Origin of the sequence: Pseudomonas sp. NFPP07 (assembly GCF_900115645.1) — a bacterium.
Taxonomy (GTDB): Bacteria; Pseudomonadota; Gammaproteobacteria; order Pseudomonadales; family Pseudomonadaceae; genus Aquipseudomonas; species Aquipseudomonas chlororaphis.
Genome location: NZ_FOXG01000009.1, coordinates 126,395 through 141,145, shown reverse-complemented (window position 1 = coordinate 141,145; position 14,751 = coordinate 126,395). Strand labels below are relative to the sequence as shown.

Here is a 14,751-nt window from a genome sequence, read left to right as displayed (position 1 = left end):
ATTGCTTTGTATAAGAGCTTTCGCACCCAGGCCTCTGGCGTTATCCTTGATTTCATCCTTTATTGCCGTTGGGCGGCTAAAAAACGACCTTGAACGCACCCATAGAACCACATCGTTTCATCCTCGAGCCCTTTGAGGCTCGCCGCTTCGCCAATCTGTGCGGGCAATTCGACGAGCATTTGCGCTTGATCGAGCAGCGCCTGACCATCGAGATCCGCAACCGCGGCAATCAGTTCGAACTGATCGGCGAACCCAAGCACACCACCTCCGCGGAAAACCTCCTGCGCCGCCTGTACCGGGAAACCAAGGGTACCGAGCTGTCGCCGGACATGGTGCACCTGTTCCTCCAGGAATCCGCCGTCGAAGAGCTGAACAATCACCCTGTCGCCGAAGCGGCCGTGGCCCTGCGCACCAAAAAAGGCATGATTCGCCCCCGCGGCTTGAATCAGCAGCGCTACGTCAAGGAAATCCTCGGCAACGACATCAACTTCGGCATCGGCCCGGCCGGTACCGGCAAGACCTACCTGGCCGTGGCCTGTGCGGTAGACGCACTGGAGCGCGAGCAGGTACGACGCATCCTGCTGGTGCGTCCGGCGGTCGAAGCCGGTGAGAAACTCGGCTTCCTGCCGGGTGACCTGGCCCAGAAGATCGACCCGTACCTGCGCCCGTTGTATGACGCGTTGTATGAAATGCTCGGCTTCGAACACGTGGCCAAGCTGATCGAGCGCCAGGTCATCGAGATTGCGCCGCTGGCGTATATGCGCGGCCGTACGCTGAACAACAGTTTCATCATCCTCGACGAAAGCCAGAACACCACCGTCGAGCAGATGAAGATGTTCCTGACCCGGATCGGCTTCGGCTCCACCGCCGTGATCACGGGCGACATCACCCAGGTCGACCTGCCCAAGGGCACCAAGTCCGGCCTGGCCCATGTGATCAACGTTCTCAAGGACGTCCCGGGCATCAGCTTCACCCACTTCATGCCCAAGGACGTGGTGCGCCATCCGCTGGTGCAACGCATCGTCGAAGCCTACGAGCGCTTCGAGCAGCGCGTGGCCGACGAGTCCGCCGCGGAAAAAGGCAATCGCCACGATGCTTGAGCTTGATCTGCAACTGGCAAGCGACAAGCCTGCTCCCAGTGAAGCCCTGTTCCGCCAATGGTGTGAGCTGGCCCTGCGCCAGCGCACGGCCGACTCGGAACTGACCATCCGCCTGGTGGACGAACCCGAAGGCCGCGAACTGAACCGCACCTGGCGGCAGAAGGACTACGCCACCAACGTCCTGTCGTTCCCCGCCGATGTGCCGGACGAACTGCTGGACATTCCATTGCTCGGCGATCTGGTGATCTGCGTCGAAGTGGTCGAGCGCGAAGCCGCCGAACAAGGCAAGGACCTCCAGGCCCACTGGGCCCATCTGGTGATTCACGGCTGCTTGCATCTATTGGGTTACGACCATATAGATGACGACGAAGCCGAGGAAATGGAAGCACTGGAACGAACGTTGCTTGCAGAACTGGGTCATCCCGACCCTTATGCGGACGACGAAACCGAAGAACATCCATCTGTAACAACCAAGGATTTAGAGTAATCGCTATGAGCGAAGACCGATCGAGCAGCGGGCAAAAGTCGTGGCTGGGTAAACTGACCCAGGCTTTTGCCCATGAGCCGAAAAACCGCCAGGAGCTGCTGGAGCTGCTGCGCGAAGCCCATCAGAACAAGTTGCTGGACAGCGAAGCGCTGGCCATCGTCGAAGGCGCCATCCAGGTCGCTGACCTGCAGGTACGGGACATCATGGTTCCGCGCTCGCAGATGATCAGCATCAAGGCGACCCAGACTCCCCGCGAATTCCTGCCGTCCGTCCTCGATTCCGCGCACTCGCGTTATCCGGTGATCGGCGAAAGCCATGACGACGTCATGGGCGTCCTGCTGGCCAAGGACCTGCTGCCGCTGATCCTCAAGGAGAACGGCGACAGCTTCAACATCAAGGACCTGCTGCGTCCGGCGACCTTCGTTCCCGAATCCAAGCGCCTGAACGTGCTGCTGCGCGAATTCCGCGCCAACCACAATCACATGGCCATCGTCATCGACGAATACGGCGGCGTGGCAGGCCTGGTGACCATCGAGGACGTGCTGGAGCAGATCGTCGGCGACATCGAAGACGAGCACGACGTCGAGGAAGACAGCTACATCAAGCCCCTGCCAAGCGGCGATTTCCTGATCAAGGCGTTGACGCCGATCGAGAACTTCAACGAGTTCTTCGACAGCGAGTTCTCCGACGACGAGTTCGACACCGTCGGCGGCCTGGTGATGAGCGCGTTCGGGCACCTGCCTAAACGTAACGAAATCACCGAAATCGGTGCCTATCGCTTCCGTATCCTGAATGCCGACAGCCGTCGGATTCATCTGCTGCGACTAACGCCTATCCCCCGCTAAGGATCGACATGCTGCGCTTAACCCGCCCCGGCTGGCCCGGTAACCTGCTGGCCATGGCGGCTGGCGCAATCACCACCCTGGCCCTGGCGCCGTACGACATCTGGCCGCTGGCACTGCTGGCGGTCGGCTTCTTTTACGCCGGCCTGCGCGAGCTGAGCCCGCGCCAGGCGTTGTGGCGCGGCTGGTGTTTCGGCTTCGGCCTGTTTGCCGCCGGCACCAGCTGGATCTACGTCAGCATCCATACCTACGGCGGCGCCTCGGTGCTGCTGGCCGGTTTACTGATGCTGGCCTTCATTGCCGCCATCGCCTTCTTTTTCGCCCTGCCGGCCTGGCTCTGGGCGCGCTGGCTGCGGCGCAATGAAGCCCCTCTCGCCGATGCCCTGGCCTTCGCCGCCCTTTGGGTGGGCCAGGAAGCCTTCCGCGGCTGGTTCCTGACGGGTTTCCCCTGGCTCTATTCCGGCTACAGCCAACTCGACGGCCCGCTGGCCGGCTTGGCCCCTCTGGGCGGCATGTGGCTGATCTCCTTTGCCCTGGCGCTGACCGCAGCCCTGCTCTACAACCTGCCCGGCTTGATCCGCACCGGACGCAAGGGGTTTATCGCCGCCGGCCTGGCGCTGCTGGTCGCCCCCTGGGTGATCGGCATCGCGCTCAAGGGACATGCCTGGACCAGCCCGTCGGGCGAGCCGCTGACCGTGGCGGCGATCCAGGGCAATATCGAACAGAGCCTGAAATGGGACCCTGCGCAACTCAACTCCCAACTGGCGCTGTACCGCGACATGAGCTTCAGTTCCAAGCGCGTGGATCTGTTGGTGTGGCCGGAAACCGCGGTGCCCGTGCTCAAGGAGTCGGCCGAAGGTTATCTGAACATGATGGGCAATTTCGCCGCCGACCGGCATTCGGCGCTGATCACCGGCGTACCGATCCGCCAGGAAGTGCACCATCAGAAGCGCTACTTCAATGGCATTACCGTAGTCGGCGAAGGCGATGGCGAGTACCTCAAGCAGAAGCTCGTGCCATTCGGTGAGTACGTGCCCCTGCAGGACTTGCTGCGCGGCCTGATTGCGTTCTTCGACCTGCCCATGTCGGACTTCGCCCGCGGCCCCGCCGACCAGCCTTTACTGCAAGCCAAGGGTTACCAGATCGCGCCGTTCATCTGCTACGAGGTGGTGTATCCGGAATTCGCCGCCAGCCTGTCAGCCCGCAGCGACCTGCTGCTGACCATCAGCAACGACACCTGGTTCGGCACCTCGATCGGTCCGCTGCAGCACTTGCAGATGGCCCAGATGCGTGCCCTGGAAGCCGGCCGCTGGATGATCCGCGCCACCAACAACGGGGTGACCGGCCTGATCGATCCGTTCGGCAAGATCACCGTGCAGATTCCGCAGTTCGAACGCGGAATCCTGTACGGCGAAGTGGTGCCGATGCACAACCTGACGCCTTACCTGCAGTGGCGCTCGTGGCCACTGATCATTGTGAGCCTCCTGCTGTTCGGCTGGGCCCTGCTGGCCAGCCGGATCGCCAAGACCGTCTGACTTCATCGCGAGCCTGCTCGCTCCTGCCGGGGATTTGCGATTCCTGTGGGAGCGGACTGGCTCGAGATGAACCTAGTCCTCTCCACGATAAAACAGCTTGTAGCCCACCAGCCCCACCGCCTCGTTCAACAACTGGCCGCTCTGCCAGATCGATTTGAACTCCGGCATCCAGCCACCCAACGGCCTGGCGTTATCCACCCCGAGGAACCCCACGGGGGCCGGCACCACGGTGAATCCTGCCTGTTCGAAACTCCAGACAGCCCGCTGCATATGCCAGGCCTGGGTGACCAGCACCACACGCTTGACGCCCTGCGGCTTAAGCACTTGCGCGGTGAATTGGGCGTTTTCCCAGGTCGTGCGGCTACGCCCTTCCTGCCAGCGCACCGTTACGTCGAAATCGTTCAGCAACGACTCGGCCATCAGCGCTGCTTCCGTGGGCGGCGTGCCGTAGTGCAGGCCACCGCTGGTCAGGATCGGCAGCCCGGAAGCCTTGGCCAGGCGCGCCGCATAGCGCTGGCGCTCCAGGCCAACACCGGTCGGCTGGTCGGAACCCCAGGCCGGATCGCCACGTTCACGGCCCGAACCCAGCACCACAATCGCATCGGCCTGTCCGGCCAGGGTCGACCACTGGCTTTGCGTCAGCGCCGGCTCACTTTCCAGGGCACTCGCGCCCCACTCCACCATCACAGGCAGGCTCATCAACCAGAACCCGCCCAGGCCGAGGGCAAAACACACACCGGCCAATCGCGGCCTCGAGCGGCGAAACCACCAGGCGAGCAGAAGCAGCAGCAACAGAAGGCCTGGCGGCAGGAGTAGTTGTTTGACGAAATAACGAAAAGGCATCGAGCATCTCCAAAGATGCTCGAAGCCTAAGTGGGTAAAAGCAAAGCAACAACAGATATGAAACAGATTTCACGCACAAGGTACGCGGCGTTGACGCTGCGCAGATGCCCGCATGGGCTGCGCAGACTCACTTGAACTGCAGGGATCGGACCTTTACCGCATCCCGGGCGGGCACCTTGTCTTTCAACCAGATGACCTTGGCCGAATGTGGAGTCACTTCGTGCCTCAGGCATTCGAGCACGCTCAATTGCGTCTCACGCTCGCTACGATCCAGATAGGCTTTGATCACCTCAAGCTCGGCGTGACTCAGGCCCCGCAACTCCAACTCCGCAGGACGCTCATTACGCAAGCTCCCTGCTGTTTTCGCTGTATCCAAGGCCAAAGCCAGACGATCTATCAATCGTTCGTACAACTCGGGTTTTGTAACTTTTCGCTGCGACTCAACCATCCACTCACCTCATGAAAGTAAGAATCACTCCCCCTTTTTGAGCTTAGCCGCACTGCCGAAACCGGCAGGGTGCCGCGACCAACGGCCCACGGCGCGTAATCAGGGTTTCCCTCGGTAGAGCGCGGTCATGTATGCTACGGCGCTTCCTGTAACTCCACTTCCAGCTCGACTGGGTAGCGAAAACGCCATATCTGGCGCCATCACCACCCAACGTTGCATTGAAGAGGATTAGGCCACCCCTATTCAGTTCAAAAGTAGCCATGCACGAACACTATCAGCCCCGTGAAATCGAAGCCGCCGCCCAGTCGTTCTGGGATGAGCAAAAGTCCTTTGAAGTCAGTGAACAGCCAGGCAAGGAAACTTACTACTGCCTGTCGATGTTCCCTTACCCCAGCGGCAAGCTACACATGGGGCACGTGCGTAACTACACCATCGGCGACGTGATCTCCCGCTACCAGCGCATGCAAGGCAAGAACGTACTGCAACCCATGGGTTGGGACGCCTTCGGCATGCCGGCGGAAAACGCCGCGATGAAGAACAACGTCGCACCGGCCAAGTGGACCTACGAAAACATCGCCTACATGAAGTCCCAGCTGCGCAGCCTGGGCCTGGCGGTGGACTGGTCCCGCGAGGTCACTACCTGCAAGCCGGACTACTACCGCTGGGAACAGTGGCTGTTCACTCGCCTGTTCGAAAAAGGCGTGATCTACCGCAAGAACGGCACCGTGAACTGGGACCCGGTCGACCAGACCGTCCTGGCCAACGAACAGGTGATCGACGGCCGCGGCTGGCGTTCCGGCGCGCTGATCGAAAAACGCGAAATCCCGATGTACTACTTCAAGATCACCGCCTACGCGGATGAGCTGCTGGAGAGTCTCGACGAGCTGCCGGGCTGGCCCGAGCAGGTCAAGACCATGCAACGCAACTGGATCGGCAAATCCCGTGGCATGGAAGTGCAATTCCCCTACGACCAGGCCTCCATTGGCGAAGCGGGCGCACTGAAAGTCTTCACCACCCGCCCTGACACCCTGATGGGCGCGACCTACGTCGCGGTAGCCGCCGAACACCCGCTGGCCACCCTGGCGGCGCAGAACGACCCGGCGCTGCAAGCCTTTATTGCCGAGTGCAAGGGCGGCAGCGTCGCCGAAGCCGACATCGCCACTCAAGAGAAGAAAGGCCTGCCGACTTCGCTGTTCGTCGAACACCCGCTGACCGGTGAGAAACTCCCGGTATGGGTCGCCAACTATGTTCTGATGCACTACGGCGATGGCGCGGTGATGGCCGTTCCGGCACACGACGAGCGCGACTACGAATTCGCCACCAAGTACAACCTGCCGATCAAGAACGTGGTGCGCACCAGCGCTGGCGACGAAACGCCAGCACCTTGGCAGGACGCCTACGGCGAGCACGGCGAACTGATCAACTCCGGCGAGTTCAACGGCCTGGATTTTGCCGGCGCCTTCGATGCCATCGAAGTCGCCCTGCTGAAGAAAAACCTCGGCCAATCCCGCACCCAGTTCCGCCTGCGCGACTGGGGCATCAGCCGCCAGCGCTACTGGGGCTGCCCGATCCCGATCATCCACTGCGACAGCTGTGGCGATGTACCGGTCCCGCAAGACCAGTTGCCTGTGGTGCTGCCGGAAGACGTGGTGCCGGACGGCGCCGGTTCGCCACTGGCGCGCATGCCCGAGTTCTACGAATGCAGCTGCCCGAAATGCGGCAAGCCTGCCAAGCGTGAAACCGACACCATGGACACCTTCGTCGAGTCCTCGTGGTACTACGCCCGCTATGCCTCGCCAAAATACGAGGGTGGCCTGGTCGACCCGGCCGCGGCCAACCACTGGCTGCCGGTGGACCAGTACATCGGCGGTATCGAACACGCGATCCTGCACCTGCTCTACGCTCGCTTCTTCCACAAGCTGATGCGCGACGAAGGCCTGGTCAGTTCCAACGAGCCGTTCAAGAACCTGCTGACGCAAGGCATGGTGGTCGCCGAGACCTACTACCGCCGCGAAGCCAACGGTGCCTACACCTGGTACAACCCGGCCGATGTCGAGCTGGAGCGTGACAGCAAGGCCAAGATCGTCGGCGCCAAGCTGATCAGCGACGGCCTGCCGGTGGAAATCGGCGGCACCGAGAAGATGGCCAAGTCGAAGAACAACGGCGTCGACCCTCAGTCGATGATCGAACAGTACGGCGCGGACACCTGCCGCCTGTTCATGATGTTCGCTTCGCCGCCCGACATGAGCCTGGAATGGTCCGACTCCGGCGTCGAGGGTGCCCATCGCTTCCTCAAGCGCGTCTGGCGTCTGGCTCAGGCTCACGTAGCCCAGGGCCTGCCGGGCACACTGGAGCTGGGTTCGCTGAACGACGAACAGAAAGTCATTCGTCGCGCCATCCACCTGGCGATCAAGCAAGCCAGCCAGGACGTCGGCCAGAACCACAAATTCAACACCGCCATCGCTCAGGTCATGACGCTGATGAACGTGCTGGAAAAAGCACCGCAAGCCACCCCGCAGGACCGCTCCCTGTTGCAGGAAGGCCTGGAAACCGTGGCCCTGCTGCTGGCACCGATCACCCCGCACATCAGCCACGAGCTGTGGAGCCAGCTGGGTCGCAGCGGCGCCATCATCGACGCCGGCTGGCCGGTACTGGATGAGAACGCCCTGGTTCAGGACAGCCTGCAGCTGGTCATTCAAGTGAATGGCAAACTGCGTGGCCAGATCGAAATGCCGGCCAGCGCCAGCCGTGAAGAGATCGAAGCCGCCGCCCGGAGCAACGAGAACGTGCTGCGCTTCACCGAAGGCCTGACGATTCGTAAAGTGATCGTCGTGCCTGGCAAGCTGGTCAATATCGTCGCTAGCTAATTGGATCAGGCGTCAGCCCATGGCTGACGCCGAATAAAACCTCCAGGGCCGCCCTATCGGCCCACATGGTTTCAAGGGGAGCAACAAGATGATCAAACGCAACCTCCTGGTGATGGGCCTGGCCGTACTGCTGAGCGCCTGCGGCTTTCAGCTGCGCGGTACCGGCACCACCGAACTGGCGATCAAGGAACTCGACCTGAGCGCCCGTAACGCTTACGGCGAAACCGTGACCCAGCTGCGCCAGGTTCTGCAGAGCAGTGGCGTCAAGGTCTACGCCGGTGCGCCCTACAAGCTGGTGCTGACCCGCGAACAGGAATCCCAGCGCAGCCTCAGCTACGCCGGTGCCGGTCGTTCGGCCGAATATGAAATGACCACCGTGCTGAACTACGAGATCCAGGGCCAGAACAACCTGACCCTGCTCAGCGACAAGCTGCAAGTGCAGAAGGTCTACATCCACGACGGCAACAACCTGGTGGGTTCCGACCAGGAGTCGCTGGAAGTGCGCAAGGAAATGCGTCGCGACCTGGTGCAGAACATGATGCTGCGCCTGCAACTGCTGACCCCGACCCAGCTGGATCAACTGCAGCAGACCGCGGATGCCCGCGCCAAGGCCGAGGCCGAGGCGCTGGAAGCCGCGCAGAAGGCTGAGGCGGAAATCCCGCAACAGTCGCCCATGCAGCTGCCGAACCAGTAAGCCTTGTGGGGCGCCCAGGCGCCCCGCTTGCCCCTCCTTATGAAACTCGCCCCCGCTCAGCTCGGCAAACACCTGCAAGGCACGCTCGCACCGGTCTATGTCATCAGTGGCGACGACCCGTTGCTGTGCCAGGAAGCCGCCGACGCCATTCGCACCGCCGCCCGCCAGCAAGGCTTCGATGAACGCCAGGTATTCAGCGCCGACGCCAATTTCGATTGGGGAACGCTGCTGCAAGCCGGCGCGAGCATGTCGTTGTTCGCCGAAAAACGCTTGCTGGAACTGCGCCTGCCTTCGGGCAAGCCCGGCGACAAAGGCGCCGCGGCCTTCATCGAATACTGCTCACGGCCGGCCGAAGACACCCTGCTGCTGATCAGCCTGCCCAAGCTCGATGGCAGCGCGCAAAAGACCAAATGGGGCAAGGCCCTGATCGATGGCGAGCAGACCCAGTTCATCCAGATCTGGCCGGTGGATGCCAACCAGTTGCCGCAGTGGATTCGCCAACGCCTGTCCCAGGCCGGGCTTTCCGCCAGCCAGGACGCCGTGGAGCTCATTGCGGCCAGGGTAGAAGGCAATCTGCTGGCCGCGGCCCAGGAAATCGAAAAGCTCAAGCTGATGGCCGAGAGTGGCCAGATCACGGTGGAAACCGTGCAAGCGGCAGTCGCCGACAGTGCGCGCTTCGATGTGTTCGGGCTGGTGGACGCCATCCTCAATGGCGAGGCCGCGCATGCCCTGCGCATGCTCGAAGGCCTGCGCGGCGAAGGTGTCGAACCGCCGGTGATTCTCTGGGCGCTGTCCCGGGAATTGCGGGCGCTGGCCAATATGTCGCTGCAGTACAGCCAGGGCACTCCGCTGGACAAAGTGTTCAGCCAGGCCCGTCCGCCCGTCTGGGACAAACGCAAGCCGCTGATGAGCAAGGCCCTGCAGCGCTATTCCGCGCCGCGCTGGGCGCAATTGCTGCTCGACGCCCAGCGTATCGATGCGCAGATCAAGGGGCAGGCCGCCGGTTCGCCTTGGAGCAGCCTGAGCCGCCTGTCGCTGTTGATGGCCGGGCAACGCCTGCCTCTCCCAGCCGAGTAACCCCAACGTCTTGCAGAAGCAAGGCTCGTTCCTACAGGGAATGGGGGGAATCCGTAAGGTTTGCTGAAAAACCCTACGCATCACAGGGCTGGACAGCAGGGTCAAGCTGGCCGATCATCTGCCGCGCAAACCCACCTCAAGCGAGAACCCAAAATGAGCAAGCCATCCAAGCATGGCCCCAACAAGGCCAAATCCATCATCGCCCAGCCACTGTTCCGCAGCCGTCAGGAACGACCCGCCAAGGGCAAAGGCAGCTACCGCCGCGAAGCCTTCCAGTCTAAAAGCTGGGAGGCTTCTTACTTTCTGGCTGCATAAAGCGGAGAACCCCGCCGGCGTGATAAGGTCTGTATCTGATTCGTATTCTCTGGACCTGTGCATGCCCTTTTGTCTTTCCCGTCGTTGGCACCTGCGCCAACTGATCGCTGCCTCCAGCCTTGCCCTGCTCGTCGCCTGCGCGGAAAAACCCACCGCCGCCGATGCCCAGCCACTCCAAAGCATTCAAGCCGCCCCTCTCGCCGCGCCTGCAACCGTCGCTCCGCTGGCCGTCGACAACCTGGACATCCAGCCAACCCAGACCTTTGCCCAATGGCAGGCAGGCTTTCGTGTCGAAGCCCTGAACGCCGGGATCCGTGCCGATCTTTTCGACCGTGCATTCGCCGGTATCACCCCCGACATGGGTGTGATCAAGGCCGACCGCAGCCAGCCGGAATTCACCCGGCCGGTGTGGGAATACCTCGACGGTGCCCTGTCGCCGCTGCGCGTGCGCAAGGGCCAGGCACTGCTCAATCAGTACGCCGACATCCTGCAGCAGATCGAACAGCGTTATGGTGTCGATCGCCAGGCCCTGGTGGCGGTCTGGGGTATGGAAAGCAACTTCGGTGAGTTCCAGGGCAACAAATCGGTCATCCGTTCCCTCGCGACCCTGGCCTACGAAGGTCGCCGTCCGGCCTTTGCCAACAGCCAGCTGCTGGCCGCCCTGCAGATTCTCCAGCACGGCGACATCCAGCCCGAGAAGATGCTCGGCTCCTGGGCCGGCGCGATGGGGCAGACCCAGTTCATCCCGACCACCTACAACACCCATGCCGTGGACTTCGACGGCGATGGCCGCCGCGACATCTGGAACAGCCCGGCCGACGCCCTGGCCTCGACCGCGCACTATCTGCAAAGCTCCGGCTGGCAGAAGGGCCAGCCATGGGGTTTCGAAGTGCAACTGGCCAATGGCTTCGACTATGCGCTGGCGGATGGCGCGATCCGCAAATCGGTAGCCGAATGGCTGCGCCTGGGCATGCAGCTGCCTAACGGCGCCAGCGTTCCGGCCGGCGCCGAGCAGCTTTCGGCGGCCTTGCTGTTGCCGGCGGGTTATCGCGGGCCGGCATTCCTGATCCTCGACAACTTCCGCGCCGTTCTGAAGTACAACAACTCCTCGTCCTATGCCCTGGCGGTGAACCTGCTGTCCCAACGCTTCAACGGTTCGGGCCTGATCAACGGCGTCTGGCCGAAGGACGACATGCCCCTCAGCCGCTCCGAGCGCATCGAGCTGCAGAACCTGCTCAGTGCCAACAATTACGATGCCGGCAACCCGGACGGCATTATCGGCGCCAATACCCGCAAGGCGATTCGCAGCGCCCAACAATCGCTGGGCTGGCCCGCCGACGGCTATCCGACCCACAAGCTGCTGGAGAGCCTGCGCTCGCGCTGAGCCAGGCCTGCGCGCCGAATCATAGGGGCGCCATAGTTGAGCAAGCTCGCTCCCACAAGGGCAGCGAGCACGGGCTGATCAGCCGAATACCACGTCCTGTTCCAGGATCAACTGCTTCTCCCCCGCATCCAGCCTGACCATCGCCCCCATCGGCAGGGTCAGGTTCGGATCGCAGTGGCCACTGCGCCATCCCGCCAACACCGGGATGCACAGGGGTTCGAAGGTCTGCTTGAGCAGCCCGGCAAGCGCCTGGGGCTCTACTCCCGCCACATCTCCCACCAGCACCCCGCGAAGCCTGTCGAGCTTGCCAGCCAGACGCAGATGCGTCAGCAGACGGTCGATCCGGTACAGAGGCTCGTTGATGTCTTCGATAAACAGAATGATGCCGTCGCCATTGATCTCGTATGGCGTGCCCATGGTCGCGGCGATCAACGACAGGTTGCCCCCCAGCAACTGACCGCAGGCGATGCCAGGCTCGACGGTGGTCAAGGGATAAGCCGCCGGATGCGGCATCAGGCTGCCAGCCTTCAACTGCCCCCGGAGCAGGCTGAACAGCGAGGACTCGGTAGGTGGCTGTTTGTCACCCAACAAGTCGGCATTGAGCATCGGCCCATGAAAGGTCACGAAACCCGCATGACGATTGATGGCCAGATGCAGCGCGGTGATGTCGCTGTAGCCGACAAACGGCTTGGCATTGCGGCGTAGCAGGTCGTAATCGATCCGGTCGAGCAAGCGTGGGCTGCCATAGCCGCCCCGCAGGCACAGGATGGTATCGACATCATCATCGGCAAAAGCGGCGTGCAGGTCGTTCAGGCGGACCTCGTCGCTACCGGCCAGATAGCCGTCCTTCTGCTGGACCCCAGGATAAATCCGCAGTGAATAACCTCGAGCGCGCATCCAGCGGGCGGCTTGCTCGGTGTCCAGGGCTGCGGGCCCGGCGGGCGCAATCAAGCCGATCAGCCCTTGCGAAGGCAGCGCCGGCACTGGCCGTTGCGCACAAAGGACATCAGTCGGTTGGAGGGTCATCCAGTGGTTCTCCCTGTGTGGATTCTCTAGTGCACAGTAGACATGAAAGCGGGCAAACAGAAGTGCCGAAACGCCACGGCGCTTGCAGGAAAAGTCTATGAAGGGAGGGAGACGCAGGCGTAACGGAAGATGACGCCCGCAAGGAAAAGACCTTGCGGGCGTATTACATCAGGAGACCAGGCCTTCTTTGGCCAGCTTCGCCTGCTCGTCGGCGTGGTACGAGGAACGTACCAGCGGGCCCGAGGCGACGTTCTTGAAGCCCATCTTGTAACCTTCCTCGGCGAACCAGGCGAAGGTGTCCGGGTGCACGAAACGCTGCACCGGCAAGTGGCTGCGGGACGGTTGCAGGTACTGGCCGAGGGTCAGCATGTCGATGTCGTGCTCGCGCATGCGCTTCATGACCTCGATGACTTCGTCGTCGGTCTCGCCCAGGCCCAGCATCAGACCGGACTTGGTCGGTACGTGCGGTACCAGCTGCTTGAACTTCTGCAGCAGGGTCAGCGACCACTGGTAGTCCGAACCCGGGCGCGCGGCCTTGTACAGGCGCGGCACGGTTTCCAGGTTGTGGTTGAACACATCCGGCGGCTCGGCCGCGGTGATTTCCAGCGCTACGTCCATGCGGCCACGGTAGTCCGGGACCAGGGTTTCCAGTTGCACGTTCGGCGACAGCTTGCGGATTTCGCGGATGCAGTCGGCAAAGTGCTGGGCACCGCCGTCGCGTAGGTCATCGCGGTCGACCGAAGTGATCACCACGTACTTCAGGCGCAGATCGGCGATGGCCACCGCCAGGTTCATCGGCTCATCGACGTCCAGAGGCTTCGGACGGCCGTGACCGACGTCGCAGAACGGGCAGCGACGGGTGCAGATGTCGCCCATGATCATGAAGGTGGCGGTACCGCCGGAGAAGCACTCGCCCAGGTTCGGGCAGGACGCTTCTTCGCAGACGCTGTGCAATTTGTGCTTGCGCAGCAATTGCTTGATCCGGTCGACTTCCGGGGAAACCGGAATACGCACGCGAATCCAGTCCGGTTTCTTCGGCAGTTCGGTGGTCGGGATAATCTTCACCGGGATACGCGCGACTTTCTCGGCACCGCGCAATTTAACGCCGGTTTCAACTTTCGCACGGGCCGGGCGCTCGGAAACATCCAGCGTCGGGATCAGGGTTTGCACAGCGTCTTGCGCAGTAGTCATATCAGTCGATTCCGCCCGTTAGGGTCGTCTGCTCAGCATAGTCGAGGTGTTTGACGAGCTGCGCACGCAGCCGGGCACTTACCTCGGCAAATTCAATCGGTCCTGTGTGGTCGCTCAGCTGGGTCATTGCCAGCCCGGCATAGCCACAGGGGTTAATCCGTCGAAACGGCTGCAGATCCATGTCCACGTTCAAGGCCAGGCCATGAAAGGAACAACCATGGCGGATCCGCAGGCCCAGGGAGGCGATTTTCGCGCCATCGACGTAAACGCCGGGGGCATCCGGCTTGGCCGCCGCGGTCACGCCGTAGCTGGCCAGCAGCTCGACCAGGCACTGCTCCATCCGGCTGACCAGGTCGCGCACGCCAAAACCCAGGCGGCGCACGTCCAGCAGCATATAAGCCACCAGTTGGCCAGGACCGTGATAGGTCACCTGGCCACCCCGGTCGACCTGCACCACCGGGATATCCCCGGGAAGCAACAGGTGTTCGGCCTTGCCCGCCTGGCCCTGGGTAAAGACCGGCGGATGCTGCACCAGCCAGACTTCATCGGGAGCGTCGGTGCCGCGTTCGTTGGTAAAGCGTTGCATGGCCTGCCAGACCGGCTCGTAGGCCATCTGGCCGAGCTCGCGAAAGCCCAGCGTTTGTGGCATCACAGCACCATGTGCACGAAGCCGGTGGCCCGCAGTTCGCTGTTGATGTCGTACAGCTGTTCTTGACCGGTGGCGACGATGTGCAACTGGATGGTCGTGTACTTGCCGTTGGTGCTCTGGCGCTCGGCCAGGGTCTTGTGGTCAACGGTCGCGTGTTTTTCAAGGATCGCGATGATCTTGTCCTTGAAACCCACGCCGGTATCGCCGATCACCTTAATCGGGTAATCCGCGCAGGGGAATTCGATCTTTGGCGCCTTTACTTCGGTGTCTGTCATGGCGTAACGGCCTCGTAA

15 protein-coding genes are annotated in these 14,751 nt (G+C 62.2%); 9 read left to right on the top strand and 6 right to left on the bottom strand.

The window, feature by feature from the left end:
- The first annotated feature begins 89 nt into the window (after positions 1–89).
- The 4 genes from BM019_RS23350 to lnt are packed head-to-tail and all read left to right on the top strand — an operon-like array spanning position 90 to position 3,964.
- Complete coding sequence (locus tag BM019_RS23350) at positions 90–1,100, top strand: PhoH family protein (protein ID WP_092420639.1); 1,011 nt, start codon at positions 90–92, stop codon at positions 1,098–1,100.
- Positions 1,093–1,587: an rRNA maturation RNase YbeY gene (ybeY, locus tag BM019_RS23345; RefSeq protein ID WP_007927084.1), complete on the top strand. Its 495-nt coding sequence runs from the start codon at positions 1,093–1,095 to the stop codon at positions 1,585–1,587. The genes BM019_RS23350 and ybeY overlap by 8 nt, the downstream gene beginning before the upstream one ends.
- A 5-nt stretch (positions 1,588–1,592) precedes the next feature.
- The gene (locus BM019_RS23340) at positions 1,593–2,432 is read left to right on the top strand and encodes an HlyC/CorC family transporter (RefSeq protein ID WP_007927086.1); all 840 of its coding nucleotides are present in this window, start codon (positions 1,593–1,595) and stop codon (positions 2,430–2,432) included.
- Between the two features lie 8 nt (positions 2,433–2,440).
- On the top strand, positions 2,441–3,964 hold the full coding sequence (lnt, locus tag BM019_RS23335) for an apolipoprotein N-acyltransferase (RefSeq protein WP_092420637.1): 1,524 nt from the start codon (positions 2,441–2,443) through the stop codon (positions 3,962–3,964).
- Positions 3,965–4,036: 72 nt separating this feature from the next.
- Here the strand turns inward: lnt and BM019_RS23330 are convergent, their stop codons facing one another.
- Positions 4,037–4,807 (bottom strand): YdcF family protein, encoded by a 771-nt coding sequence (locus tag BM019_RS23330; protein ID WP_062824492.1) that lies wholly within the window; start codon positions 4,805–4,807, stop codon positions 4,037–4,039.
- A gap of 127 nt (positions 4,808–4,934) precedes the next feature.
- Positions 4,935–5,255, bottom strand: a complete 321-nt coding sequence (locus BM019_RS23325) for a hypothetical protein (RefSeq protein WP_009045783.1) — start codon at positions 5,253–5,255, stop codon at positions 4,935–4,937.
- A gap of 260 nt (positions 5,256–5,515) precedes the next feature.
- Here BM019_RS23325 and leuS point away from each other — a divergent pair, with 260 nt between their 5' ends.
- The 5 genes from leuS (at position 5,516) to BM019_RS23300 (ending at position 11,592) form a co-directional block, all read left to right on the top strand.
- The gene (gene leuS / locus BM019_RS23320) at positions 5,516–8,122 is read left to right on the top strand and encodes a leucine--tRNA ligase (protein ID WP_092420635.1); all 2,607 of its coding nucleotides are present in this window, start codon (positions 5,516–5,518) and stop codon (positions 8,120–8,122) included.
- An 88-nt stretch (positions 8,123–8,210) separates the two neighbouring features.
- Complete coding sequence (lptE, locus tag BM019_RS23315) at positions 8,211–8,816, top strand: LPS-assembly lipoprotein LptE (RefSeq protein WP_009045785.1); 606 nt, start codon at positions 8,211–8,213, stop codon at positions 8,814–8,816.
- Between the two features lie 39 nt (positions 8,817–8,855).
- On the top strand, positions 8,856–9,893 hold the full coding sequence (gene holA, locus BM019_RS23310) for a DNA polymerase III subunit delta (protein ID WP_092420633.1): 1,038 nt from the start codon (positions 8,856–8,858) through the stop codon (positions 9,891–9,893).
- Positions 9,894–10,046: 153 nt separating this feature from the next.
- Positions 10,047–10,208: an alternative ribosome rescue factor ArfA gene (arfA, locus tag BM019_RS23305; protein WP_007927093.1), complete on the top strand. Its 162-nt coding sequence runs from the start codon at positions 10,047–10,049 to the stop codon at positions 10,206–10,208.
- A 61-nt stretch (positions 10,209–10,269) separates the two neighbouring features.
- Positions 10,270–11,592 carry a lytic murein transglycosylase gene (locus BM019_RS23300; RefSeq protein WP_092420630.1) on the top strand — a complete coding sequence of 441 codons (1,323 nt, stop codon included), beginning with the start codon at positions 10,270–10,272 and terminating at the stop codon, positions 11,590–11,592.
- A gap of 78 nt (positions 11,593–11,670) precedes the next feature.
- Here BM019_RS23300 and BM019_RS23295 read toward each other — a convergent pair whose 3' ends face one another.
- The 4 genes from BM019_RS23295 to BM019_RS23280 all read right to left on the bottom strand — a co-directional run bounded on the left by BM019_RS23295 (position 11,671) and on the right by BM019_RS23280 (position 14,733).
- The gene (locus BM019_RS23295) at positions 11,671–12,618 is read right to left on the bottom strand and encodes a S66 peptidase family protein (protein ID WP_092420627.1); all 948 of its coding nucleotides are present in this window, start codon (positions 12,616–12,618) and stop codon (positions 11,671–11,673) included.
- Positions 12,619–12,786: 168 nt separating this feature from the next.
- Entirely contained in the window at positions 12,787–13,809 is a 1,023-nt protein-coding gene (gene lipA, locus BM019_RS23290) for a lipoyl synthase (protein WP_007927101.1), read from the bottom strand.
- Between the two features lies 1 nt (position 13,810).
- The gene (lipB, locus tag BM019_RS23285) at positions 13,811–14,458 is read right to left on the bottom strand and encodes a lipoyl(octanoyl) transferase LipB (RefSeq protein WP_092420624.1); all 648 of its coding nucleotides are present in this window, start codon (positions 14,456–14,458) and stop codon (positions 13,811–13,813) included.
- A complete protein-coding gene (locus BM019_RS23280; protein WP_007927103.1) occupies positions 14,458–14,733 on the bottom strand; it encodes a DUF493 domain-containing protein in 276 nt (91 codons plus the stop codon). The genes lipB and BM019_RS23280 overlap by 1 nt, the downstream gene beginning before the upstream one ends.
- Positions 14,734–14,751: the final 18 nt, after the last annotated feature.